At 66.6% G+C, this 22210-nt stretch carries 24 protein-coding genes and 1 pseudogene; 9 read left to right on the top strand and 16 right to left on the bottom strand.

The annotated features are described in order from the left end of the window. The first annotated feature begins 2 nt into the window (after positions 1 to 2). Positions 3 to 833 carry a 20S proteasome subunit A/B gene (locus FB548_RS01705; RefSeq protein ID WP_142123040.1) on the top strand — a complete coding sequence of 277 codons (831 nt, stop codon included), beginning with the start codon at positions 3 to 5 and terminating at the stop codon, positions 831 to 833. A gap of 169 nt (positions 834 to 1002) precedes the next feature. Here the strand turns inward: FB548_RS01705 and FB548_RS01700 are convergent, their stop codons facing one another. Both FB548_RS01700 and FB548_RS01695 read right to left on the bottom strand, forming a co-directional pair. Then, positions 1003 to 1944, bottom strand: a complete 942-nt coding sequence (locus FB548_RS01700) for an alpha-E domain-containing protein (protein ID WP_142123039.1) — start codon at positions 1942 to 1944, stop codon at positions 1003 to 1005. Further along, the gene (locus FB548_RS01695; protein ID WP_142123038.1) at positions 1944 to 3401 is read right to left on the bottom strand and encodes a circularly permuted type 2 ATP-grasp protein; all 1458 of its coding nucleotides are present in this window, start codon (positions 3399 to 3401) and stop codon (positions 1944 to 1946) included. The genes FB548_RS01700 and FB548_RS01695 overlap by 1 nt, the downstream gene beginning before the upstream one ends. Positions 3402 to 3585: 184 nt before the next feature. Here FB548_RS01695 and FB548_RS01690 point away from each other — a divergent pair, with 184 nt between their 5' ends. After that, entirely contained in the window at positions 3586 to 4326 is a 741-nt protein-coding gene (locus FB548_RS01690) for a pteridine reductase (protein ID WP_142123037.1), read from the top strand. A gap of 102 nt (positions 4327 to 4428) precedes the next feature. Here the strand turns inward: FB548_RS01690 and folK are convergent, their stop codons facing one another. The 3 genes from folK to tsaD form a co-directional block, all read right to left on the bottom strand. Further along, positions 4429 to 4926, bottom strand: a complete 498-nt coding sequence (folK, locus tag FB548_RS01685; RefSeq protein WP_142123036.1) for a 2-amino-4-hydroxy-6-hydroxymethyldihydropteridine diphosphokinase — start codon at positions 4924 to 4926, stop codon at positions 4429 to 4431. A 4-nt stretch (positions 4927 to 4930) separates the two neighbouring features. Next, the gene (folB, locus tag FB548_RS01680) at positions 4931 to 5290 is read right to left on the bottom strand and encodes a dihydroneopterin aldolase (protein ID WP_142123035.1); all 360 of its coding nucleotides are present in this window, start codon (positions 5288 to 5290) and stop codon (positions 4931 to 4933) included. Positions 5291 to 5366: 76 nt separating this feature from the next. Then, the gene (tsaD, locus tag FB548_RS01675) at positions 5367 to 6428 is read right to left on the bottom strand and encodes a tRNA (adenosine(37)-N6)-threonylcarbamoyltransferase complex transferase subunit TsaD (protein ID WP_142123034.1); all 1062 of its coding nucleotides are present in this window, start codon (positions 6426 to 6428) and stop codon (positions 5367 to 5369) included. A 122-nt stretch (positions 6429 to 6550) separates the two neighbouring features. Between tsaD and rpsU the strand changes: the two genes are divergently transcribed. From rpsU to FB548_RS01655, 4 genes and pseudogenes are all read left to right on the top strand, one after another. Beyond that, positions 6551 to 6766 carry a 30S ribosomal protein S21 gene (gene rpsU, locus FB548_RS01670; protein ID WP_002808376.1) on the top strand — a complete coding sequence of 72 codons (216 nt, stop codon included), beginning with the start codon at positions 6551 to 6553 and terminating at the stop codon, positions 6764 to 6766. A 109-nt stretch (positions 6767 to 6875) separates the two neighbouring features. Then, on the top strand, positions 6876 to 7322 hold the full coding sequence (locus FB548_RS01665; RefSeq protein WP_142123033.1) for a GatB/YqeY domain-containing protein: 447 nt from the start codon (positions 6876 to 6878) through the stop codon (positions 7320 to 7322). A gap of 59 nt (positions 7323 to 7381) precedes the next feature. Then, entirely contained in the window at positions 7382 to 7876 is a 495-nt protein-coding gene (locus tag FB548_RS01660; protein ID WP_142123032.1) for a GNAT family N-acetyltransferase, read from the top strand. 58 nt (positions 7877 to 7934) lie between these two features. After that, positions 7935 to 8786 (top strand): annotated as a pseudogene (locus FB548_RS01655) (YihY/virulence factor BrkB family protein); the annotation flags it as partial. Positions 8787 to 8831: 45 nt separating this feature from the next. Here the strand turns inward: FB548_RS01655 and dld are convergent. Beyond that, a complete protein-coding gene (gene dld, locus FB548_RS01650; RefSeq protein ID WP_142123030.1) occupies positions 8832 to 10532 on the bottom strand; it encodes a D-lactate dehydrogenase in 1701 nt (566 codons plus the stop codon). A 54-nt stretch (positions 10533 to 10586) separates the two neighbouring features. Here dld and dnaG point away from each other — a divergent pair, with 54 nt between their 5' ends. Continuing rightward, on the top strand, positions 10587 to 12314 hold the full coding sequence (gene dnaG, locus FB548_RS01645; RefSeq protein WP_142123029.1) for a DNA primase: 1728 nt from the start codon (positions 10587 to 10589) through the stop codon (positions 12312 to 12314). A 10-nt stretch (positions 12315 to 12324) separates the two neighbouring features. Beyond that, positions 12325 to 12813 (top strand): protein tyrosine phosphatase family protein, encoded by a 489-nt coding sequence (locus FB548_RS01640; RefSeq protein ID WP_142123028.1) that lies wholly within the window; start codon positions 12325 to 12327, stop codon positions 12811 to 12813. Positions 12814 to 13220: 407 nt separating this feature from the next. On the opposite strand, the gene cyoE is transcribed toward FB548_RS01640, so the two are convergent. From cyoE to FB548_RS01620, 4 genes are all read right to left on the bottom strand, one after another. Beyond that, positions 13221 to 14159, bottom strand: a complete 939-nt coding sequence (gene cyoE, locus FB548_RS01635; protein ID WP_142123027.1) for a heme o synthase — start codon at positions 14157 to 14159, stop codon at positions 13221 to 13223. A 1-nt stretch (position 14160) separates the two neighbouring features. Continuing rightward, complete coding sequence (locus FB548_RS01630) at positions 14161 to 15306, bottom strand: COX15/CtaA family protein (protein ID WP_142124053.1); 1146 nt, start codon at positions 15304 to 15306, stop codon at positions 14161 to 14163. 25 nt (positions 15307 to 15331) lie between these two features. After that, complete coding sequence (locus FB548_RS01625) at positions 15332 to 15904, bottom strand: hypothetical protein (protein WP_142123026.1); 573 nt, start codon at positions 15902 to 15904, stop codon at positions 15332 to 15334. Between the two features lie 235 nt (positions 15905 to 16139). Further along, positions 16140 to 16862 (bottom strand): SURF1 family protein, encoded by a 723-nt coding sequence (locus FB548_RS01620; RefSeq protein WP_142123025.1) that lies wholly within the window; start codon positions 16860 to 16862, stop codon positions 16140 to 16142. Positions 16863 to 16961: 99 nt separating this feature from the next. On the opposite strand from FB548_RS01620, the gene FB548_RS01615 reads away from it, so the two are divergent. Continuing rightward, a complete protein-coding gene (locus FB548_RS01615; RefSeq protein WP_055938145.1) occupies positions 16962 to 17183 on the top strand; it encodes a twin transmembrane helix small protein in 222 nt (73 codons plus the stop codon). A 96-nt stretch (positions 17184 to 17279) separates the two neighbouring features. Here FB548_RS01615 and FB548_RS01610 read toward each other — a convergent pair whose 3' ends face one another. From FB548_RS01610 to FB548_RS01590, 6 genes are read right to left on the bottom strand one after another with little or no spacing between them, the layout of a single operon-like run. Next, positions 17280 to 18158, bottom strand: coding sequence for a cytochrome c oxidase subunit 3 (locus tag FB548_RS01610; protein ID WP_142123024.1), 879 nt, complete (start codon positions 18156 to 18158; stop codon positions 17280 to 17282). A gap of 27 nt (positions 18159 to 18185) precedes the next feature. Continuing rightward, positions 18186 to 18764: a cytochrome c oxidase assembly protein gene (locus FB548_RS01605; protein WP_142123023.1), complete on the bottom strand. Its 579-nt coding sequence runs from the start codon at positions 18762 to 18764 to the stop codon at positions 18186 to 18188. Continuing rightward, on the bottom strand, positions 18761 to 18895 hold the full coding sequence (locus tag FB548_RS18935; protein WP_255431468.1) for a hypothetical protein: 135 nt from the start codon (positions 18893 to 18895) through the stop codon (positions 18761 to 18763). Before FB548_RS18935 ends, FB548_RS01605 begins: the two co-directional genes overlap by 4 nt. A 19-nt stretch (positions 18896 to 18914) precedes the next feature. Then, positions 18915 to 20528: a cytochrome c oxidase subunit I gene (ctaD, locus tag FB548_RS01600; RefSeq protein WP_142123022.1), complete on the bottom strand. Its 1614-nt coding sequence runs from the start codon at positions 20526 to 20528 to the stop codon at positions 18915 to 18917. A gap of 35 nt (positions 20529 to 20563) precedes the next feature. Then, a complete protein-coding gene (gene coxB, locus FB548_RS01595) occupies positions 20564 to 21508 on the bottom strand; it encodes a cytochrome c oxidase subunit II (RefSeq protein ID WP_142123021.1) in 945 nt (314 codons plus the stop codon). An 18-nt stretch (positions 21509 to 21526) separates the two neighbouring features. After that, positions 21527 to 22003 carry a DUF2244 domain-containing protein gene (locus FB548_RS01590; RefSeq protein WP_142124052.1) on the bottom strand — a complete coding sequence of 159 codons (477 nt, stop codon included), beginning with the start codon at positions 22001 to 22003 and terminating at the stop codon, positions 21527 to 21529. Between the last annotated feature and the right edge of the window lie 207 nt (positions 22004 to 22210).

Genomic DNA, 22210 nt, shown 5'->3' with positions numbered 1-22210 from the left:
CCATGACCTATTGCGTCGGCATCGAAGTCAACGAAGGCCTGGTCTTCGCCGCGGACACCCGCACCAGCGCTTCGTTCGACGATGTGCGCGTGTACCGCAAGCTGCACGTGTTCGAATGGCCGGGCGACCGCGTGTTCGTCATCATGTCGGCCGGCAACCTGGCAACCACCCAGCTCACCCTGTCCAAGCTGCAGCGCGACGTGGATGATCCGCATGCGCCGCGCAGCCTGCGTACGTTCTCGCACCTCTACGAAGTGGCCGAGTACGTGGGCGAGACATTGGTCACCAGCCAGGCACGGGTGATCGACGATGCCCAGCAGAGCGGCGTCAACGTGCAGTCCACGCTGATCCTCGGTGGCCAGATCGCGGGCGAGCGGCCCGGCCTGTACATGGTCTATCCGTTGGGCAACTGCATCGCCACGTCACCGGAAACGCCTTACCTGCAGATCGGCGAATCCAAATACGGCAAACCCATCCTCGACCGCATCATCCGGCCCGAGACCTCGCTGGAAGATGCCGCACGCTGCGCACTGGTGTCGCTGGATTCCACCATCCGCTCCAACCTGTCGGTCGGCATGCCGGTGGACATGGCGCTGCTGCGTACGGGCGACCTGAAGATCAGCCAGAAGGTACGGCTGGAAGCGGACACGCCGCTGTACGCCGAGATCCACGACACGTGGTCGCGCAAGCTGGAAGCGGCCGTGCACAGCCTGCCGCGGTTTCCGTGGGAACCGCAGCAGGAACGCGAAGCCCCCACCGGCCCGCTGCCACCGATGCCGCCGCGTCGCGCACCCTCGCGGCAGGATCCCGGCGACGCGCAAGGGCAGCAGTAACCTCCCGCATCGTGTAGGAGCGACGTAAGTCGCGACCGCACGCCCGACGTGTCGACCAGCGCTGGAAGCGTGCGCAGGAGTGATGATCCAGTGCTCCTGCATGAATGCAGTTCCTAGGCGCTTGGGGTCCGTGGTCGCGACTTACGTCGCTCCTGCAGAACAGCAGACCTCACCCGTGGAAATAGCCTTCCGCGATCGCCGAGTGCAGCGAACTCAGGTGGACCTGGATCTGGTCCATGAAGGGCGCGGGATTGCGTGCCGCGAGTGACACCGGATCGGCATTGCGGGTCATGCCGATCAGGCGGTTGAGATGACGGTCCACGCCGGGGCGTGGGGGCATCGTGGGCAACACGCTCTGTGCACGCGTCAGGCAGAACTGCACGCTGCGCGGGAACTCGTTGTTCTGCAGCAGGAAGCGCAACGCCAGTTCGGCCGTGACGCGCTGACGCACGTGGCGACGGAACATCTGGTAGCCGGCCAGCGAGCGCAGCACGCTCATCCACTGCATGTTCTGGAAGGCCTCGCGGTCATCCTCATTGCGCGGCGTCACCAGCCCCGACGCGCCGGCGTCGATGATGCGCGTAGTCATGTCGGCCTGTTCCAGCGCCGTGCCCAGGCGCAGGAACTGGTAGCCGATGTCGCGGCTGACATTCGCGCTGAGCAGACCCGACACCTTCAGGCAGCCATCGATGATGCGATTGAGGAACTCGATGCGGTAGCGCCGGCTCAGGCTGCGCTCGCCGTGCGCACCGATGTACAGGTGCAGGGCGTTGATGGCTTCCCACACGTCCTGCGGCAGGCTGTCGCGGATACTGCGCAGGATCTCGCGCGCCGAATCCACCGAGGTGCGCAGCGACGACGGATTGCGTTCGTCCAGCAGCAGGAAATGGATCACGTCCACGTCGGCGGCATCATGGCCCGCACCCGGATGGCATTCCTCGAAATACGGCCCGGCGCCGACAGTGTCGATCATCGGCCGCCACGCGAAACGGACGGAGCGCGGCATGTCCAGTTGCAACTGGCTGCCCACGCCCACCAGGCGCGCGGTATTCTCCGCGCGGCGCACGTAGCGGCTGAACCAGAACAGGTTGTCGGCGACGCGCGACAGCATCAGGCGGCCTCCTCGTCATGGTCGGACAGATCGACCACCCAGGTGTCCTTCGCGCCGCCGCCCTGCGATGAATTGACCACCAGCGAGCCTTTCACCATCGCCACGCGGGTCAGGCCACCCGTGGTGACGTAGGTGTCCTCGCGCGACAGGACGAAGGGCCGCAGGTCGATGTGGCGGGGTGACGGACCTTGCTTGGTCACGATGGGCGCGGTGGACAGCGCCAGCGTGGGCTGCGCCATGTAGTTGCGCGGATTCGCCTCGATCAGTGCCTTGAATTTCTCGCGCTGGCGTTTGGTCGAGCGCGGACCGATCAGCATGCCGTAACCGCCGGATTCATTCGCCGGCTTCACCACCAGCTTCTCGATGTTCTCCAGCACGTACCTGCGCTCCTTCGCGTTGTGGCAAAGGTAGCTGGGTACGTTCGGGAGGATGGGATCCTCGTCGAGGTAGTACTTGATCATCTTCGGCACGTAGGCGAAGACCACCTTGTCGTCGGCCACGCCGGCACCGGGCGCATTCGCCAGCGCCACCTTGCCCGCGCGCCAGCTGCGGATCAGTCCCGGCACGCCGAGCACGGACTCGGGATGGAATACGTCCGGATCGATGAACAGGTCATCGACCCGGCGATAGATCACGTCCACGCGTTGCGGGCCGTACACGGTTCGCATGTAGGTGCAGTCGTCGTCGGCGACGAACAGATCGCTGCCTTCGACCAGTTCGATGCCCATGGCCTGCGCCAGGTACGCATGCTCGAAGTACGCACTGTTGAACACGCCCGGTGTCAGCAGCGCGATGACGGGGGTGTTGCCGGGGCGTGGCGACAGCGCGGCCAGGGTGTCGTAGAGCTGGCTGGGATACTCGTCCACGGGCAGGATCGAACTGGTCTCGAACAGCTCCGGGAACACCCGCTTGGCCACCATGCGGTTTTCCAGCATGTAGCTGACGCCGGACGGGATGCGCAGGTTGTCCTCCAACGCATACAGCGTGCCATCGCCATCGCGCACCAGGTCCGAACCACAGATGTGCGCCCATACGCCCAGCGGCGGGGTGACGCCGACGCACTGCTCGCGGAAGTTCACCGAGTCCTTCAGCAGCATCGCCGGGAACACCTTGTCCTTGACGATCTGCTGCTTGCCGTAGATGTCGCCGATGAACAGGTTCAGCGCGCGCATGCGCTGCTTCAGGCCGGCCTCGGTGCGCTGCCATTCGCTGAGCGGGATGATGCGCGGGATCAGGTCGAACGGCAGCGTGCGGTCGACGTTGCGACCGTCGGAGTACACGGTGAAGGTGATGCCCTGCACGCGCGCCACCACGTCGGCGGCGAGTTGGCGTTCGGCCAGCTCGCGGCCGGACAGGCCCGCCAGGTACTCCACCAGCCGGCGTGCGGCCGGGCGCGGCCGTCCATCGGCCTGGATGAGTTCGTCAAAGGTCGTGGTGCGGTACTTCGCCCAGTCCATTCGCCCTTTCCGTTGTCCCTGGCCGGCGTATCCGGCGAAGGGTGATGCATCGCAACATGCACGCTAACCGTGCACGTCGTCAAGCTTCCGCGACGGCATGGATTCGACTCACATTCTTGGCCGCCTGATTGCGCCATTCCGGTGCAAAGCAGGGACAATGCCGGCTCCCGTCCTGGAATCCGTCATGCCCACACCGCGTCGTGTCGTCCTGGTCACCGGTGCCGCCCGTCGCGTGGGCGCGGCCATCGCGCGACGGCTGCACGCGGAAGGCTGCAACCTCGCCCTGCACTACCGCGGCTCGATCGACGACATGCGCTCGCTGGTAGAAGAGCTGGAAACGACGCGCAGCGGCAGCACCCTGATACTGCAGGGGGACCTGGCCGTGTTCGACCGCCTGCCCGAACTGGTGGCGAAGACCGTGGGCCACTTCGGCCGCCTGGACGCGCTGGTCAACAACGCATCGGCGTTCTATCCCACGCCGGCCGGCACCGCCACGCCGGCGCAGTGGGAAGACTTGTTCGCGGTGAACGCGCGCGCGCCGTTCTTCCTGTCGCAAGCGGCAGCGCCGCACCTGCGCGCCGCGCGCGGCTCGATCATCAACATCGCCGACATCTATGCCGAAAAGCCACGCGCTGACCTGGCGGTGTATGCCGCATCCAAGGCAGCGCTGCTGGCCGTTTCGCGTGGACTCGCGGTGTCGCTGGCACCGGATGTGCGGGTGAATGCGGTGTCGCCCGGCGCGATCCTGTGGCCGGACGCCGGGATCGATCCCGACGTGCAGGCGCGCTTGCTGGCGTTGACGCCGATGGGCCGCGCCGGGAATCCGGATGACATCGCCGGCACCGTGGCGTGGCTGCTGGGGGACGCCGCCGGCTATATCACCGGCCAGGTGATCCACGTGGACGGCGGGCGCTCGATCGGCTGAGCCCGGAACCCTCACCGGCCGTCTCTGTGGGGCGGAGCATGCTCCGCTCCGCCGTCGAGCCCGGGGCCCCCGGAAGGGTCGCTGAGCCGAGCAAACCCGGCTCTACGGGGTTGCCTTGTCCAGCGGGACGGCCTGCGGTGGTGCGTCGTGTTCCGGGTGTTCGTGCCACAGCGCCGCGAGCGTGCGTCCGCTGCGCGGATCGACCATGTCGGGCGCGATGTCGGCCAGCGGCAGCAGCACGAAGGCATGCTTCAGTTCGTCGCGCGGCAGGCGCAGGTTGCCCGGCCCCTGCATCACCAGGTCGTCGTAGAACACGATATCGATGTCGAGCGTGCGGTCGGAGAAGCGCGGACCGCTGCGGTCGCGGCCGTGCGCGTCTTCGAGCGCATGCAACCAGTCGTTCAATGCGAGCGGATCCAGCTCGCTGTCGATCACGGCGGCGGCGTTGAGGAAGTCGGTGCCATCGAAGCCGACCGAGCGCGTGCGGTAGATCGGCGACAGCGTCACCGCACCGAAGCGTTCGCGCAGCGCAGCGATGGCAGCACGCAGGTGGCGTTCGGGCTCGACGTTGCTGCCCAGGCTCAGGTAGGCGGTTCCCATGACGTCAGGCCGGACGCGTGCCGCGTTCGATCAGCACGCCGACGTTGCGCGCGCCGGTGACTGCGCCGGGCTTGCTCAGCTTCAATCGCACCCAGGCCACGCCGAACTCATCGCGGATGATCGCCGCACACCGTTCCGCCAACGTCTCCACCAGTCCGAAGTTAGCTTCCTCCACGAAGGAGATCAGCCGCTTCGACACCGCCTTGTAGTCCAGCGTGAGCGCGATGTCGTCGCGGGCGGCGGGCACGCGGTTGTCGAATGCCATCTCCACGTCCAATGCCACGGTCTGGCGGATTTCGCGCTCCCAGTCGTAGATGCCGATGACGGTCTCGATGCGCAGGTCTTCGATGAAAACGGTGTCCATGGATGAAAGCCGGATAGATGATTGGTGATTGATGGGACACAGGCTACGTGGAGTACCGGCTTTTACCAATCACGAATCACAAGTTCCGAATCACGGGCGCAAGCGCCGCCATGTCCCAGCGTGGCGTGACCTTCACTTCCGCGGTCTCGTGCTGGCCCGCTTCCAGCCGCAGCGCGCCGGCGAACGCGATCATCGCGCCGTTGTCGGTGCACAGCGACGGGCGCGGGAAGCAGGCACGGCCACCGCGCTTCGCCGCGATCTCCTGCAGCCTGGCGCGCAGGCGCTTGTTGGCGCCCACGCCGCCGGCAATGACGATGACATCGCTGCCGGCCGCATCCAGTGCACGCCCGCACTTGATCGCCAGCGTGTCGACCACCGCATCCTCGAATCCGCGCGCGATGTCGGCACGGGTCTGTTCGGACTGGTCGCTGTCGCGCCAGGCCAGCAGAACCTGCGTCTTCAGGCCGGAGAAGCTGAAATCCAGGCCCGGGCGGTCGGTCATCGGCCGGGCGAACTTGAATCGGCCCGGCGTGCCTCTTTCCGCCAGCGCAGCCAGCTGCGGGCCGCCAGGATAGGGCAGCCCCATCATCTTGGCGGTCTTGTCGAAGGCTTCGCCGGCCGCATCGTCCAGCGTTTCACCCAGCAGCCGGTACCGGCCGATGGCATCCACCGCCACCAGCTGGGTATGCCCGCCGGAAACCAGCAGGGCGACGAACGGCGCTTCCGGCGGATCATCTTCCATCAGCGGGGCCAGCAGATGGCCTTCCATGTGATGGACGCCGACGGCAGGAACATCCAGCGCCCATGCCAGAGAGCGGGCCACCCCGGCCCCGACCAGCAGCGCACCGACCAGTCCGGGTCCGGCGGTATAGGCCACGCCATCCAGGTCCGCCGTGGTCAGGCCGGCTTCGGCCAAGGTCTGGCGGATCAGCGGCAGCAGCTTGCGGACGTGGTCGCGGCTGGCCAGCTCGGGCACCACCCCGCCGTATTCGGCGTGCAGGGCAATCTGGCTGTAGACCGCGTGGGCGCGCAGACCCGCGGCGCCGGACAGAGCCGGCCCCGTACTTGATACGGGGCCGGTGTCGTAGACGGCCACGCCGGTTTCGTCGCAGCTGGTTTCGATGCCGAGGACTTTCATGACGGGGATCTGGGGCTCCTGGAGGGCAGGGACAAGCCGGGTGGGTTGCAGCGCCGGAGTCAGCCGCTATAATACGCGGCTCACCCGGCATGCCCGGGCCGTTTACTTCACCGAGATTACGTATGCCCAGCGTCAAAGTCCGCGAAAACGAGCCGTTTGAGTTTGCGCTGCGTCGCTTCAAGCGCACCTGCGAGAAGGCCGGCGTCCTGGCCGAAACCCGCAAGCGCGAGTTCTATGAGAAGCCGACCCAGGAGCGCAAGCGCAAGGCCGCCGCTGCGGTGAAGCGCCAGCTGCGCCGCAGCTCGCGCGACGTCACCAAGCGCCAGCGCCTGTACTGAGCCGCGTCGCTTCGCACGAAGCCGGCACGCGCGAGCGTTGCCGGCTTTTTGTGTTTTTGGCGTTTCACGACCCCGTGCCACGCCCCTACATGTTCCCCCGGAGCACACCATGTCCCTGAAACAGCAGCTCACCGACGACATGAAGGCCGCCATGAAGGCTGGCGAGAAGGACCGCCTGGCGGTCATCCGCCTGATCAATGCCGCCATCAAGCAGCGCGAGGTGGACGAGCGCATCGAACTGGATGACGCCGCCGTGCTGGCCGTGCTGGAAAAGATGGTCAAGCAGCGCAAGGATTCGGTGACCCAGTTCGAAGCCGCCAGCCGCGAGGACCTGGCCGCCATCGAGCGCGCCGAGATCGTGGTGATCGAAGCCTACCTGCCGGCCAAGCTGGGCGAAGCCGAGATCCTGGCCGCCATCGAAGCCGCCATCGCCGAGATCGGGGCCACCGGCCCGGCCGACATGGGCAAGCTGATGGGCGTGCTGAAGCCGCGCCTCGCTGGCCAGGCCGACATGGGCCAGGTGTCCGCCCTGATCAAGAAGAAGCTCGCGGGCTGAACCCGCCGCGTGGCGCCAGGCATCCTGGCGCCACGCCCCATCCGTGGCATCCTCGCGCCATGGATACCCCCGCCATCACCCTGCGCCCGGCCACCCGCGCCGACATCCCGCAGATCCTCGCCTTCATCCGCGGCCTGGCCGAGTACGAAAAGCTCGCGCACGAAGCCGTCGCCACGCCAGCCTTGCTCGAAACGCACCTGTTCGGCGAACGCCCTGCCGCCGAAGTTGTGATCGCCGAGGCCGATGGCACGCCCGCCGGCTTCGCCCTGTTCTTCCACTCGTTCTCGACCTTCCTCGGCCAACCCGGCCTGTACCTCGAAGACCTCTTCGTGGTGCCGCACTCCCGCGGGCTCGGCATTGGCAGGCGGCTGATGGTGCATCTGGCACAACTGGCCGTGGCACGTGGCTGCGGCCGCTTCGAATGGTCGGTGCTGGACTGGAACGAACCCGCGATCCGCTTCTACCGAAGCCTCGGCGCGGTGGGCCTGGACGAATGGACCGTGCAGCGCGTCAGCGGCGATGCGCTGCTGGCACTCGCGCGCGGCGATGCGTGAACATGGCGGACACGCCGCCATAACGAACTGCTGACACGCCCCGCGCCACGCTCGGCGCATGGAACATCGAACCCCCTTCGGCGCGCTGAGCACATGGGCGCGCGATGCCGGCGAATGCGTCCGTCGCAGCCTGCCCATCGCGCTGGTGCGGCGCTTCATCGAGACCGATCTGATGACGCAGGCCGCGTCGCTGTCGTTCTACGCGCTGCTGTCGCTGGCGCCGCTGCTGGTCCTGCTGCTGTGGCTGACCGCCTCGCTCTACCCGCCGGCGCAGCAGTCGCTGCTCGATCAGATCCACCAACTGGCGGGCCCCAGCGCCGCCACGGTCGCCGAGACGGTGATCCGCAACGCCAGCGAACGGCCGGACGTCGGATCGCTGGCGGGCTGGTGGAGCACCTCGCTCTTGTTTGTCGGCGCCACGGTGGTGTTCGCGCAGTTGCAGGGCGCGCTGAACCTGATTTTCCGAACCGACGCCCAGCGGCTCGATGGTCCGCTCGCATGGGTGAAAAAACGGGTGTTCTCGCTCGGCGTCGTGTTGGCGATCGGCTTCCTGCTGGTCGTGTCGATGGTCGCCACCACCGCGTTGCAGGTGGTCTTCGCCCGCCTGCCCTCACTGCTGCCCGCGCTTGGCTATACGACGACACTGCTTCTGTACGCGCTGGCGTTCGCCTTCTTCTACCACTACCTGCCGGACCGTCGCGTCGCGTGGCGGCAGGCGTTTCTCGGCGGCGCGATCACTGCGCTGCTGTTCGCAACCGGCCGCTACCTGATCGGCCTGTACCTTGCCGAAGCCGCACCCGGCAGCGCGTACGGCTCGATGGGTGCGCTGGTCCTGCTGCTGGTGTGGATCTACTACGCCAGCGTGGTGTTCTTCGCCGGCGCGCTGATCACGGCGGTGATCGATGAGCGGAGGGCGAGGAGCGAGGCGTGAGGACGTTCGCCCGCACCTCTCCGCTCATTCCTTCCACCCGGCATGCTTGCTGGTCATTCCGATACCCGGATTGAAGGTATTGGTGGGGTCGAGACGGCGATAGAAGTCGGTCAGCGCCGGCTTGGCGCGATAGAGATGGCCGACGTTGTGCTCGGCTGGATACTCGGCACCGCGTGCATCGAGCAGCGACCACAGCCGGTGTTCGACGGCCAGGGGATCCACGCCCTTCTTCACGATGTAATCCTGGTGGAAGACATGGCAGAAGAAGTGCCCGTAGTAGAGCCGCGCGAGCATCGTGCCGGCGACGTCCGCCGGCAGTACCTCAACCCACGCGCGATCGTCGCGTCGCAGAGCGACGTCCAGCGCGACGATATCCTCCACCTGTTCTGCATGCACGGCGCGGTAGCGCACCGCCGCGCCGGCAACGGCGAAGCGCAGCAGGAACGCCTTGCGCCCCTCATCGGCATCGCAGGCGAAGAACGCGCCATCGCGCTGCGCGAAGAAGTCGGCGAGGAACGCTTGCGTGGCGTCCGCGTCACGCTGCGAGACTTTCAGCAGCAGATGGTGTTCGTAGCGGTCGCGGTAGGTGCGCAACCGTGGCGGCAGGTGGTCCGGCAGCCATGCGGTGACCGACTGCAGCACGCGGTCCGCCAGGCCGCGCAGGCCGAACCGCTCGCACCAGCCATCCACGCGACTCTTCAGCGCGAACGCCGCGGGCACCCTGTCGGTGCCGAAGCGGTCGATCAACAGGAAGGTGTCCTTGCCGTAGCGGTCACCGATGTCGAAAGCATCGCGATGCAGGTACTCGCCCGCGATCGGCAGGCGCTCGAACGCCGTCAGCAGGTGGCGGCGCACGCCGGTGAGATCATCCGGATCGTTGCTGCCGATGTAGAAGACCGATGCGGCCTCTTTCTCGAAGGTGTCCAGGCGCACCGCGAACACGGCCAATCGTCCTGCACAGCCGGACGCCTCGTGCAGGCGCGAGGGGTCGGCGTTGTAGCGCGCGGGCGTGGGCGCATCGACGTGCCGGACGTGCGCCGCATAGTGCGGGTCGGACGCCGCGCGCGCCGGATCGTGGGTGATGGCATCCGGCGCATAGTCCCCGGCCTGGAGCCGCGTCAGGATTTCTTCCGGGGTGTCGCCGAGCGCGATGCCCAGGTGGTTGACCAGTCGCAACACCCGGTCGTCGCCCAGCTGTGCATACAACGCCAGCTCGGTGTACGCGGGCCCCCGTCGCACCAGCGCGCCACCGGAGTTGTTGCAGACCCCCCCGAGTACGGACGCCCCGATGCAGGAAGAGCCGATCACCGAATGCGGCTCGCGATCCAGCGGCGCAAGCACCTTCTCCAGCACGTCCAGCGTCGCGCCCGGCAAGCACACCGCCTGGCGACCGTCATCGAGCAACTGCACGCCGGTGAGGCGCATCGTGCTGACCAGCACGATGCCGCGATCATAATCGTCACCGTCCGGGGTGGAGCCCCCGGTCAGGCCCGTATTGGCCGCCTGCAACAGCACGATCCGGCCGGCCGCCACCGTGGCCTGCAACACCCGCCACAGCTCCAGCAACGTGCCCGGGCACGCCACGGCGAGTACCGGGCCGTCGCCGAAGCGGTAGCCCTTCCGGTACCGCCGCGTGGCACGGGCGCCCGTCAGGACATGGCCACGGCCGATGGCCTCGCTCAACTGCGCCAGCAGGGCGTCATCGGAAGGGGCGTCAACAGGCATGACCGCATGGTAACGCGGCGGCCAGACTCCCCGCCGTGGCATCCTATGCGATCCATGGCCCGCATCCCCGACGCCTTCATCGACGAACTGCTCGCCCGGACGGATATCGTCGAGGTGGTCGGGGGGCGCGTGCCACTGAAACGGCAGGGCAAGGAATACTCGGCCTGCTGCCCGTTCCATGACGAACGCTCGCCGTCCTTCACGGTATCGCCGACCAAGCAGTTCTACCACTGCTTCGGCTGCGGCGCGCACGGCACCGCGTTGTCGTTCCTGATGAACTACGACCGCCTCGAGTTCCTCGATGCGGTGGAGGAACTGGCACGCCGCACCGGCATGGAAGTGCCGCGCGAAACGCAACAGCGCAACGAGAACAACGATACCCGCGACCTGTTCAATGCGCTGGAAGCGGCGGCGCGCTTCTTCCAGCGCAACCTGGACACCAGCGACAAGGCCAAAGCCTATCTCGATGGCCGCGGCGTGGATGCGGCGATCCGCACGCAGTTCATGATCGGCTATGCGCCGGACGGCTATTCGGCGCTGAAGGATGCGTTGGGTACCGACGAGCGCCGGATGAAGCTGCTCGACCGCGCCGGCCTGTTCTCGAAGAACGACCGCGGCCACGTCTACGACAAATTCCGCGACCGGGTGATGTTCCCCATCCACGACCGCCGCGGCCGCGTGATCGCCTTCGGCGGCCGCGTACTGCAGAAGGATGACGGCCCGAAGTACCTCAACTCGCCCGAGACCGCACTGTTTCACAAGGGCCGCGAACTCTACGGCCTGTGGCAGGTAAAGCAGGCCAACCAGAAGATCGCGCGGCTGGTCGTGGTCGAGGGCTACATGGACGTGGTCTCGCTGTTCCAGTTCGGGGTGAAGGAAGCCGTCGCCACTCTGGGCACGGCGACCACACCGGAGCACGCCGAGCTGCTGTTCCGCAACGCGCCCGACGTGTATTTCTGCTTCGACGGCGACGCCGCGGGCCAGCGCGCGGCGTGGCGCGCACTGGAATCGGTACTGCCGCGCATGAAGGATGGACGGCAGGCCTTCTTCCTGTTCCTGCCCGATGGCGAAGACCCCGACACCATCGTGCGACAGGAAGGTGCGGCCGGCTTCGATGCGCGCCTGCAGCAGGCGACGCCGCTGTCGCAGTTCTTCTTCGACGAACTCGCCAAGGACATCAAACTGTCCACGCTAGACGGCAAGGCGCGCCTGGCCGAGCGTGCCCGCCCGTTGCTCGCGCAGATCCCGGATGGTGCGTTCGGCGACCTGATGCGACAACGCCTCACCGAGATCACCGGCGTAGGCGCCGGCAGCACGGTCCCCTCCGCGCCGGCGCCCGCACGCCGTCCTTCGCCTTCGCAGGCCGGCCAGAAGCCGAGCCTCGTGCGCAGCATCATCGTGCGGCTCCTGCACAAGCCGGCGCTTGCGTTGTCGATCGAATCCACGCATGGCTTCTCGGCGTTGCGGCTGGCAGGCATGGATCTGCTGCTGGAGGTGATCGCGCTGGTGCACGCGCGACCCGATATCACCACCGGGGTGCTGCTGGAGCATTTCGCCGAACGCGAAGAAGTCGTCGCGCTGCAGAAGCTGGCGATGCAGGACCTGCCCGGCGACGAAGAGAACTGGCGTCTCGAAGTCCTCGATGCCGCCGTGCAACTGGAGAAGCAGATGCTGCAGCAGCGCCTGGACGAACTCCAGGCCAAACAGCGCAGCATGGGCCTGGACGAAGCCGACAAGTACGAACTGCGCACCCTGCTACAGGCCCGCATCGGCCGCCATTGAGGAGTCCGTGATGACACGTTTCGCGCTTTGCCTGTTCGCCACACTGCTGTGCGGCACCTCACTCCCCACGCTGGCGGCGGAATTCACCCAGCCGCGTCCCGGCCTGCATACCGGCGGCCAGCCATCGCCGGAGGATCTGGCGCGCCTGCGGGCGCTGGGTATCCGCACGGTCATCGACCTGCGCGGCCCGCATGAAGAACGCGGGTACGATCAGGCCGCCGAAGTGCGCCGCCTCGGCATGGACTACATAGCGCTGCCGATCGCCGGCAAGGACGATGTCACGCCGGTGAACGCCAAGGCACTGTATGCGTTGCTGGATGCGCAGGACGGCGACGTACTGCTGCATTGCGCCTCGGGCAACCGTGTCGGTGCGCTGCTCACGCTGGGCGCGGCCGCCGGTGGCGTCCCGCATGAGGACGCGCTGGAACTGGGTCGCGCGGCGGGATTGAAATCGCTGGAGCCGGTGGTGATGGAGCAGCTGGCGAAGCCCGAACGCTGAAGCTCTTGCAGGAGCGACGTCAGTCGCGACCGCACGAGTGCGGCCACATTGAATCCATATCCTGCTGGAGCGCGCGGCGGCACCACGTGCATCGTCAATGCAATGCGTACTGGCGAGCCACGGTCGCGACTGACGTCGCTCCTACAACAGCTGGCGTCCCGCATGAGGACGCGCTGGAACTGGGTCGCGCGGCGAGATTGAAGTCGCTGGGGTCGGTGGTGGTGGAGAGACTTCCCGAACCCGGCCTTGCCAAGCCCTTGCAGGAGCGACGTCAGTCGCGACCACAGGAACGGAGCCACCCTTGAATTCCGCGCGCTGGAGAGCGTAGCGACGGCATCGCACGAGACAAGTACAAGAAGCACCGACGGGACACGGTCGCGACTCACGTCGCTCCTGCACCATTCGCGTCAACCCGCCGGCACGAACTCGATACCGGCCGTCGCTGCCGCCGGTTGCAGCAGCGGCATCACCCAGTGGTCCACCAGCAGGAATGCGAACAGCGCCATCAGGTAGACGATGGAGTAGTTGAACACGCGCATGGCGAAGAACTCGTCCGGCGGATCCAGCAGGCGCCATGCGTACCAGAGGAACACCGCGCCCAGCACCAGCGCGCCGCCCAGATAGAAGAAGCCGCTCATGCCGAATACCACCGGCAACACCGTCACTTCGACCAGCAGCACGGTGTAGAACAGGATCTGCCAGCGCGTGTAGGTTACGCCGTGCGTCACCGGCAGCATCGGCACCAGCGCGCGCGCATAGTCTTCACGACGGAAGATCGCCAAGGCCCAGAAATGCGGCGGCGTCCACACGAAGATGATCAGTACCAGCAGCAGCGCGTGCGGCCAGTCCCACTCGCCCTGCATGCCGGTCATCGTGGCCCAGCCCAGCAGCGGCGGTGCGGCGCCGGCGATACCGCCGATGACGATGTTCTGCGGCGTGGCGCGCTTCAGGAACACGGTATAGATCACCGCGTAGCCGATCAGCGAGGCGAAGGTCAGGATCGCCGTGATCGTGTTGACCCACAGCACCAGGATCGCCATCGACAGCGCCGCCAGCACCAGCGCGAACACCAGCGCCTGCCATGGTTTCACCTGTCCCTGTACCAGCGGACGCCAGGAGGTGCGTGCCATCTTCGCGTCGATGCGCGCATCCAGCAGCTGGTTGATGGCGGCCGCGCTGGAAGCGGCCAGCCAAATGCCGAGGAAACCCAACGCGCCGCGCAACAACTGCGCACCATCGGGCAGGCCATCGATGGCGAGGAACATGCCAACGATCGCAGTGAACACGATCAGCGCCACCACGCGCGGCTTGGTCAACGCCCAGTACTGACGGAACGTCGAGGCCATGTCAGTCAGGCCTGCGCAGGCGCGCGGTCAACGAGACCAGGGTGAACAGCAGCAGCACCGCGCCAGCGTTGTGCGCTACCGCCACCGGCAGCGGCAGGTTGAGCTTCACGTTGAGGATGCCCAGCGTGACCTGCGCGGCGATCAGCACCAGGAGCGTCAACGCCCAGCTGCGCATGCCCGGCGTGCGGAGCAGGCGCCACGCGAGCGCCAGCACATAGAGCGCGACCACTACCGCCATGATGCGGTGGGTCATCTGGATCGCGATGCGCGAAGCGCCATCCAGCACGCCGCCTTCATAGTCCACGCCGATACCACGCCACAGCACGAAGCCCTCGCGGAAATCCGCGGGCGGCCACCACTGGCCGACGCACTTCGGGAAATCCAGCCCGCACGCCAGTGCCGCGTAGTTCGCGCTGACCCAGCCACCGAGTGCGATCTGGATGCCGAGCAGCGCCAGGCCCCCGATCAGCCAGCGACGCAGCACGGTCGCGTCGGCCAGCGTGATGGGCCGGTCGGTCGCGCGCCACGCCATCCACACCAGCAGCGAGAACGTGGTCAGGCCACCGAGCAGGTGGCCCATCACCACGATCGGCTTGAGCAGCCAGGTCACCGTCCACATGCCCAGCAGCGCCTGGAAGATGATCACCGCCAGCGTCAGTGCCCCTGCGCGCGCCAGATCGATGTTGGACCAGCGCAGCGCGGCGAACAACAGGATCGCTTCACCGAGGATCGCGAGCGCCGAGGCCGCGCCGTGTTCGCCGTGCATGTACAGCGGGATCGCTGCGCCGACCAGGCCGGCGGCAACCAGGATTTGCGCGATGCCCCAGCGCCGGCGGCGTGCAGCAAGCAGTGCGAGCACCAGCACCAGCACGCCCAGCGAGGCGGCGATGTGGCGGTGCACCTGCTCGCGCCACGCCTTGTGCGTCTCGAACGGCCGGATGTCGCTGGCGGCGTGCGAAGCGGCTTCGTTGACCGCGCCCGGCCACGCGGCGCGGCCATAGCAGGTGGGCCAGTCGGGGCAGCTCAGGCCGGCATCGGACAGGCGCACGAAGGCGCCGAACACCACGACGCACAGCGTCAGGGCCACCGCCAGCCAGGCGATTCTATGGAAATGTCGGTAGATCACGGGACGTGCGACAGCGTTCATCATCATCTGCAGTTCGGGCGAGGGCTCAGATGAGCTTGATCAGTTTCGAGACATCCGTGCGCAGGCCGGCCGGATCGAAGCCCGGGGCGTAGCGCAGGATCACGAAACCGTGCGGGTCGATCACGTACACAGGCGTGCCGGCCGGATCGTCCACCTGCGGCAGCAGGCCACGCAACGGGCCATCCGCGCGCACCATACGCAGTGCGCGATGCCGCGGCGCCCCGTCCGGATACTCGCCGACCCACAGGATGTCGACTTCGTCAGCGTTGTGGCCGAACAACTGCCATACCTTGTCCAGGTCCTGCGCCAGTTTCAGGCAAGCCTCCGCGCACCCCGGTGCCGGCGCGGCGACGATGCGCCAGCGGCGTTCGCCCGGCCGCCATTCGTAGGCGCTGCCATCCGCGAGCAGCGGCACGATGCTTCGCGCGTCCGCAGGCGGTTGCAACATCAGGCCATGGTTCTTGTGCGCCGCCGGCTGCCAGCCGGAGAACCGCAGGATGCCGGCACCGAACACGGTGCCGAAGAACAGGGCGAACAGCGCGACGAGCATCCACCGCCCGCGACGCCGCTGGGCGGGATCGAATGGTTTTGGGTCCATGGGCGCATTTTCTCACGCCCGGGCGATCATTGCCCCTATGGCGGCGCCGGACAACACCGCCCATCAAGCAAAGCCCCTTGAATGCCGTTCGTGCCGAGCCTGTCAGACCACGCTTTTCACGACAAGAGCGGGCTGTTGTGACGGGTCGATCCATCGCAGAGAGCGTGGGTCGACACGCTCACCACGAACGGATCCGGCATCCAGTGCTTCCCCGCAGGGCTTGTCCAGAGAACGCCTACTGGCTCTTTCGGCCGCCACGCCGGCTGCGCCAGGTCAGGACCAGCGCCGTCACGAACACTGCGCCTGCCAGTCCGAACCATTGCACGGCATAGCCTATGTGGCGCTCCGGCGGCAGCGTGTTGGGCAGGACGTCCAGGTCGCGCGCGTAACCGAGCGACAGGTCGGGGTCCAGCTTCAGGACGCGCGGCGACAACGCAGGCAGCGCAAGCGCCTTGGCCAGCGCATCCGGCTGCAGCGCGATCACCAGCAGGCTGCCATCGGGTTGCGCGGCAGCGGCGGCGCTGGCAATACCTTCCGAGGGTGGCGGCACCAGCAGCCCCGCCACGTGATGGCGACCCGGCAACGGCGGCACCGCCGGCATGGTGCGGTCACCGGGCACGACCCGCCAGCCAAGCTCCACCAGCAGTGGCGCACCGCCCTCGATGGGCTGAAATACCCGATAGACACGGACACCGGGCTGCCGCTCGCGCGTCTGGTTGTCCAGCAGGATCGCGCGGGTAGGCAGGAATTCACCCTCGCCCGCCACCCAGTCGTACGCCTGCGCCCGCGCGGCATCGGCTGCCACCGCCAGCGACTGCGCCTGTCGTTCGGTCAGCACGCGCGCTGTCTCGGCCAGCATCGCGTCCTTCTGTTCCGCCCGGCCCCACTGCCAGGCACCCAGGCTGCCGAACAGCGACATGGCGAGCACGGCCAAGATCCATCCGATCGGCAGCGGCATGCGCCGGCTCACGGCATGCGTCCGAATGTCGCACCCACCATCGGCTCACGCCACTGGGGCGATAATGCGCGCCTCACTGCCGGCCCCGTCGAGGACGCCATGAACGATTCGCTGAAAACCCTGCTGATCATCGCCTTCCTCATCCTCATCGTGTGGAACCTCGGCGCAGGCCTGTATTACATGCTGGTGGACAAAGGCGAGAGCAAGCGCACCGTCAACGCACTGACCCGCCGCATCGCGCTGTCCGTGGGCCTGATCCTGCTGGTGGTGCTGGCCATCAAGATGGGCTGGATCCAGCCGCATGGCGTCAATCCGGGCTAAGCGGGCATTGTCCCGCGCGCGGCCCGCCGCGCCAACCGGGCAAAAGAAAAGGGCCGGCATTGCCGGCCCTTTCTTCGCTACGGCGTCGCCCGCGCTTTACAGCACGTAGACGAATAGGAACAGGCCCAGCCACACCACGTCGACGAAGTGCCAGTACCACGCCACGGCTTCGAAACCGAAGTGGTCGTCCTTGGTGAAGTGACCCTTGGCGCAGCGGAACCAGATGATCGCCAGCATCAGCGTGCCCAGCGTCACGTGCAGGCCGTGGAAGCCGGTCAGCATGAAGAACGTGGAGCCGTAGATACCGGAACCCAGCGTCAGGTTCAGCTCCTTGTAGGCGTGGATGTATTCCTCGGCCTGGAAGAACAGGAACACGCAGCCCAGCAGCACCGTGGCGCCCAGCCAGATCAGCAGCTGGCTGCGGTTTCCGGCCTTCAGCGCATGGTGCGCGATGGTGATGGTGACGCCCGAGGTCAGCAGGATCAGGGTGTTGAGCAGCGGCAGGCCCCATGCCGGGATGGTCTGGAACTGACCACCCACCTGGCCCGGACCGGCGCTCGGCCACGCCGCCGAGAAGCCTTCCCACAGCAGGCTGTTGGTCATCACGCCATCGCCTTCGCCACCCAGCCAAGGCAACGCCAGCGTGCGGGCATAGAACAGCGCGCCAAAGAACGCGGCGAAGAACATCACTTCCGAGAAGATGAACCACACCATGCCCATGCGGAACGACACGTCCACCTGGCGGTTGTAGTGGCCGCTCACCGACTCGCGGATCACGTCGCCGAACCACATAAACAGCGTCGCACTCAGCATCACCAGGCCGGCATAGAAAACCCACATGCCCCAGGCTGCGTCATTGAGCCAGCTGGCCACGCCCACCATGGTGACGAACATGGCGATGGAACCCACGAACGGCCACTTGGAGCTGTGCGGCACGAAGTAGATGTTGGCGTCTGGCGAATGGGTTTGTCCCATGGCGTGGCTTCCGGTTGCTAAGCGTGATCAGGGTGCCGCGAGCGGCGAGGGCGACGCGTTGCCCGTGCCGATCTGCGCGGTCAGTGCGTCGTTCTTGAAGAAGGTATAGGACAGGGTGATGGTCTTCACTTCCGCCGGCAGGTCCGGGTCCACGATGAAGCGGACCGGCATATCGCGGCTTTCGCCGGCCTGCAGGGTCTGGGCCGTGAAGCAGAAGCACTCGGTCTTGGTGAAATAGCCCGAGGCACGGGCCGGCGCCACCGACGGCACCGCGCTGCCGACGACGGCCCGCTCACTGTCGTTGCGGGCGAAATACTTCGCCTCGTACAGCTCGCCGGGCACCACGTCCATGGTCAGTTGTTCCGGCCGGAACGCCCATGGCAGCTTAGAGTTGACGCCGCCATCGAACTGCACGGTCACCGTGCGCGCGACCTTGGCTGCTGCGACCGCAGCCGCTTGGCCGGGCCCTTGCTCCAGGCGGATGCCGAACACCTTCTCGCAGGCGATGCGGTACAGCGGCACCAGCGAGAACGTCAGCACGAATACCGCCACCGCCACGCCCACCAGCTTGAACAGCCCGGCCGAGTTGGACTTGGCCGCGCTCATGCGCTCAGCACCGCGCGGCCGATGAAGGCCACGAAGATCGCGAACGCGATGCCGCCGATCACCCACGCCGTGCGCAGCACCGCCTTGCGGCGGCGCGCGAGTTCCTCGGGGGTCAGCACAGGGGCGTTCATGGCGCGATGCTCAGCCGTTTCAGTGCGTCACGTCGCCGTGCGCCAGGTCGCCATCCTTGATGACCGGCGGCGTGGTGAACGTATGGTGCGGGGCCGGCGACGGCACGGTCCATTCCAGGCCCTTCGCATTTTCCCAGGCGCGCGCTTCGGCCTTCTTGCCGTTGCGCAGCGAGGCCCACAGGATCGCGGCCATCATGAACGGCGTCAGGAACATGCCGAACGCACCGATCGAGCTGATGAAGTTCCAGTCCGCGAACACCGGGTTGTAGTCCGGGATGCGGCGCGGCATGCCGGCCAGGCCCAGGAAGTGCTGCGGGAAGAACAGCAGGTTGACGAACACGATCGTCCACCAGAAATGGAACTTGCCCCAGAACTCGTTGTACATGCGGCCGGTCCACTTCGGCCACCAGTAGTAGGTGGCGGCGATGATGGAGAACAGCGCGCCGGTCACCAGCACGTAGTGGAAGTGCGCCACCACGAAGTAGGTGTCGTGGTACTGGAAGTCCGCCGGCACGATGGCCAGCATCAGGCCGGAGAAGCCGCCGATGGTGAACAGGATGACGAAGCCCACCGCCCACAGCATCGGGGTCTCGAAGGACAGCGAGCCCTTCCACATCGTGCTGACCCAGTTGAATACCTTCACGCCGGTCGGGATGGCGATCAGCATGGTGGCGAACATGAAGTAGATCTCGCCACCCAGCGGCATGCCCACCGTGAACATGTGGTGCGCCCACACGATGAACGACAGGAACGCGATCGAGGCGGTCGCGTACACCATGGCCTGGTAGCCGAACAGCGGCTTGCGGCTGAAGGTCGGGATGATTTCCGACACCACGCCGAACGCCGGCAGGATCATGATGTAGACCTCGGGGTGACCGAAGAACCAGAAGATGTGCTGGTACATCACCGGGTCGCCGCCGCCGGCCGCATTGAAGAAGCTGGTGCCGAAGAACTTGTCGGTCAGCAGCATGGTCACCGCGCCCGCCAGCACCGGCATCACCGCGATCAGCAGGAACGCGGTGATCAGCCAGGTCCAGCAGAAGATCGGCATCTTCAGCAGGTCGATGCCCGGTGCGCGCATGTTGAGCACCGTGGCGATGATGTTGATCGCGCCCATGATGGAGCTGATGCCCATCATGTGGATGGCGAAGATGGTCAGCGCCACGTTCGCGCCGCCCTGCAGCGACAGCGGCGGGTACAGCGTCCAGCCACCGGCCGGCGCGCCGCCCGGCAGGAACAACGAGCTGAGCAGCAGGGTGAAGGCGAACGGCATGATCCAGAAGGACCAGTTGTTCATGCGCGGCAGCGCCATGTCCGGTGCGCCCACCTGCAGCGGGATCATCCAGTTGGCTAGGCCGACGAACGCCGGCATCACGCCACCGAAGATCATGACCAGCGCATGCACCGTGGTCATCTGGTTGAAGAACTCGGGGCTGACCAGCTGCAGGCCCGGCACCATCAACTCGGCACGGATCACCACCGACATGCCCGCGCCGATGATGAACATGATGAAGCTGAAGATCAGGTAGAGCGTGCCGATGTCCTTGTGGTTCGTGGAGAAGAACCACCGCTCGATGAAGCTCTGCTGGTGACCGTGGTGATCGTCATGATGATCGACGGCGGTGTTGGCCATGTGCGTAATCTCTTGCAGCTGATGCGGGCGGTCGATCAACCCTGCGCCGACGGCGCGGGGGTCTCGGCGGTGGGGGCGGCTTCAACGGCCGGGGCCGTCGTGGCGTCGGCCGGCGCGGCCTCTTCCACCGGCGCGGCCGGAGCGGGTGCGGCGGCCGGGGCAGGCTTCTTCGAGGCCAGCCACTGCTCGTACTCGGCCTTCGGCACCGCCTTCACGACGATCGGCATGAAGCCGTGGTCCTTGCCGCACAGCTCGGCGCACTGGCCGCGGTAGATGCCCGGTTCCTTGATGTCGGTCCAGGCCTCATTGACGATGCCCGGGATGGCGTCCTGCTTCCAGCCCAGGGCCGGCACCCACCACGCGTGGATGACGTCGTCGGCGGTGATCACGAAGCGGATCTTGGTGTTGGTGGGCAGCACCAGCTGGTTGTCGACGTCCAGCAGATAGTGCGGGTGCGCCTTGATCTCTTCCTGTGTCGTCGCCTTGTTCTGGCGCAGGCGGTCCGATTCGCGATCCAAGCGGCTGGTGAACTCCACGCCCTCGCCCAGGTATTCGTACTTCCACATCCACTGGTAGCCGGTGACCTTGACGGTCATCTCGGAATCGCGGGTGTCGTACATGGCGATCAGCTTGGCGGTCGCCGGCCAGGCCATGACCACCAGGATCAGCACCGGGATGACGGTCCAGATGATCTCGGCCGTGGTGTTGTGGCTGAACTGCGCCGGCACCGCGCCCTTGGAGTGGCGGAACTTGAACATCGCGTAGCCCATCGCACCGAACACGATGACGCCGATCACGATGCAGACCCACAGCGCGATCATGTGCGCGTCATAGGCATGCTGGGAGGACGCGGTCACGCCCTTGCCCATGTTGAGCTGCCACGGCTTCGGGTCCGCCGACTGCGCCCAGGCCAGCGCCGGCATCGCCAGCAGCGTGCACGCCGTCACCAACCGCTTCCACATCCCATTCACTTGCGTCATTGCCTAGACCCCAATGCGTCATCGGTTGCGGCCACTCGCGGCCGCCAGTAAATCCTGCAATCTGTCCGCCAGCTCCCGGCGTTCGGCCGGCCCCAGGAAGTTGCCCACCTGGACCTGCCTGCCGCTGGAGGCCAGCGAAATCCTTTCGCCATCCCGCTCGATGCACAGGCGCACCCAATAGGGATGCGCCCGGAACACCGCCCCAGACACGGAGGTGGTGACCTCCACCGCGTCGGGGCCAATGCTGATGTCTTCCCCCCGGTCGCCACTGCGCCACAACGCGCGGAGCGCCGTGGCCACGATGGCCGAATGGAGGAATGCAAAGGCTGGCGCGAAGGCATTGCCTCCCCACCAGCCCAGCATGGCGACGATCCACATCGCGCCCGACAGCGCCACGAACAACATCACGAACTGGCGGCGCGTCAGCGCCCGCGGCGGCCGCAGCCTGAGCCGCGCGCCGTGTCCATCCCACGATGACGGCACCATTTCGATCATGTCGTCCGCCACACGATCCGGGCTGCGGAAAACCGTTAAATGGTAGCTCCCGGCACACTTTGCGGCAAGTTTCATTGATTCTGGACAAGGCGCACGGGACACCCGAGCAGGCCGCACAGCGTCTCCGCGGGGCGATTCCGCGACCGCCGTCACCGCTCCGCCGACGCGCTCCACCGACACCCTCTGATCTGGCGCGGCAGGCATACC

It is taken from the genome of Pseudoxanthomonas sp. 3HH-4 (assembly GCF_006716465.1).
In the GTDB taxonomy this organism is placed as follows: Bacteria; Pseudomonadota; Gammaproteobacteria; order Xanthomonadales; family Xanthomonadaceae; genus Pseudoxanthomonas_A.
The sequence above is the reverse complement of the archived record's forward strand: the minus strand, read 5'-3'. Positions and strand labels throughout refer to the sequence as shown.

Bases quoted from the DNA above. Each gene is read 5' to 3' on its own strand.
- FB548_RS01700 (WP_142123039.1), bottom strand. From the start codon at position 1,944: ATGCTGTCGCGCGTCGCCGACAACCTGTTCTGGTTCAGCCGCTACGTG.
- folB (WP_142123035.1), bottom strand. From the start codon at position 5,290: ATGGACACCGTTTTCATCGAAGACCTGCGCATCGAGACCGTCATCGGC.
- FB548_RS01620 (WP_142123025.1), bottom strand. From the start codon at position 16,862: ATGCCGCTGCCGATCGGATGGATCTTGGCCGTGCTCGCCATGTCGCTG.
- FB548_RS01640 (WP_142123028.1), top strand. From the start codon at position 12,325: ATGACACGTTTCGCGCTTTGCCTGTTCGCCACACTGCTGTGCGGCACC.
- tsaD (WP_142123034.1), bottom strand. From the start codon at position 6,428: ATGAAAGTCCTCGGCATCGAAACCAGCTGCGACGAAACCGGCGTGGCC.
- FB548_RS01610 (WP_142123024.1), bottom strand. From the start codon at position 18,158: ATGGGACAAACCCATTCGCCAGACGCCAACATCTACTTCGTGCCGCAC.
- FB548_RS01660 (WP_142123032.1), top strand. From the start codon at position 7,382: ATGGATACCCCCGCCATCACCCTGCGCCCGGCCACCCGCGCCGACATC.
- FB548_RS01630 (WP_142124053.1), bottom strand. From the start codon at position 15,306: ATGAACGCTGTCGCACGTCCCGTGATCTACCGACATTTCCATAGAATC.
- dnaG (WP_142123029.1), top strand. From the start codon at position 10,587: ATGGCCCGCATCCCCGACGCCTTCATCGACGAACTGCTCGCCCGGACG.
- folK (WP_142123036.1), bottom strand. From the start codon at position 4,926: ATGGGAACCGCCTACCTGAGCCTGGGCAGCAACGTCGAGCCCGAACGC.
- FB548_RS01695 (WP_142123038.1), bottom strand. From the start codon at position 3,401: ATGGACTGGGCGAAGTACCGCACCACGACCTTTGACGAACTCATCCAG.
- dld (WP_142123030.1), bottom strand. From the start codon at position 10,532: ATGCCTGTTGACGCCCCTTCCGATGACGCCCTGCTGGCGCAGTTGAGC.
- FB548_RS01690 (WP_142123037.1), top strand. From the start codon at position 3,586: ATGCCCACACCGCGTCGTGTCGTCCTGGTCACCGGTGCCGCCCGTCGC.
- cyoE (WP_142123027.1), bottom strand. From the start codon at position 14,159: ATGGCCTCGACGTTCCGTCAGTACTGGGCGTTGACCAAGCCGCGCGTG.
- rpsU (WP_002808376.1), top strand. From the start codon at position 6,551: ATGCCCAGCGTCAAAGTCCGCGAAAACGAGCCGTTTGAGTTTGCGCTG.
- FB548_RS01615 (WP_055938145.1), top strand. From the start codon at position 16,962: ATGAACGATTCGCTGAAAACCCTGCTGATCATCGCCTTCCTCATCCTC.
- FB548_RS01665 (WP_142123033.1), top strand. From the start codon at position 6,876: ATGTCCCTGAAACAGCAGCTCACCGACGACATGAAGGCCGCCATGAAG.
- FB548_RS01590 (WP_142124052.1), bottom strand. From the start codon at position 22,003: ATGATCGAAATGGTGCCGTCATCGTGGGATGGACACGGCGCGCGGCTC.
- FB548_RS01625 (WP_142123026.1), bottom strand. From the start codon at position 15,904: ATGGACCCAAAACCATTCGATCCCGCCCAGCGGCGTCGCGGGCGGTGG.
- FB548_RS01605 (WP_142123023.1), bottom strand. From the start codon at position 18,764: ATGAGCGCGGCCAAGTCCAACTCGGCCGGGCTGTTCAAGCTGGTGGGC.
- coxB (WP_142123021.1), bottom strand. From the start codon at position 21,508: ATGACGCAAGTGAATGGGATGTGGAAGCGGTTGGTGACGGCGTGCACG.
- ctaD (WP_142123022.1), bottom strand. From the start codon at position 20,528: ATGGCCAACACCGCCGTCGATCATCATGACGATCACCACGGTCACCAG.
- FB548_RS01705 (WP_142123040.1), top strand. From the start codon at position 3: ATGACCTATTGCGTCGGCATCGAAGTCAACGAAGGCCTGGTCTTCGCC.
- FB548_RS18935 (WP_255431468.1), bottom strand. From the start codon at position 18,895: ATGAACGCCCCTGTGCTGACCCCCGAGGAACTCGCGCGCCGCCGCAAG.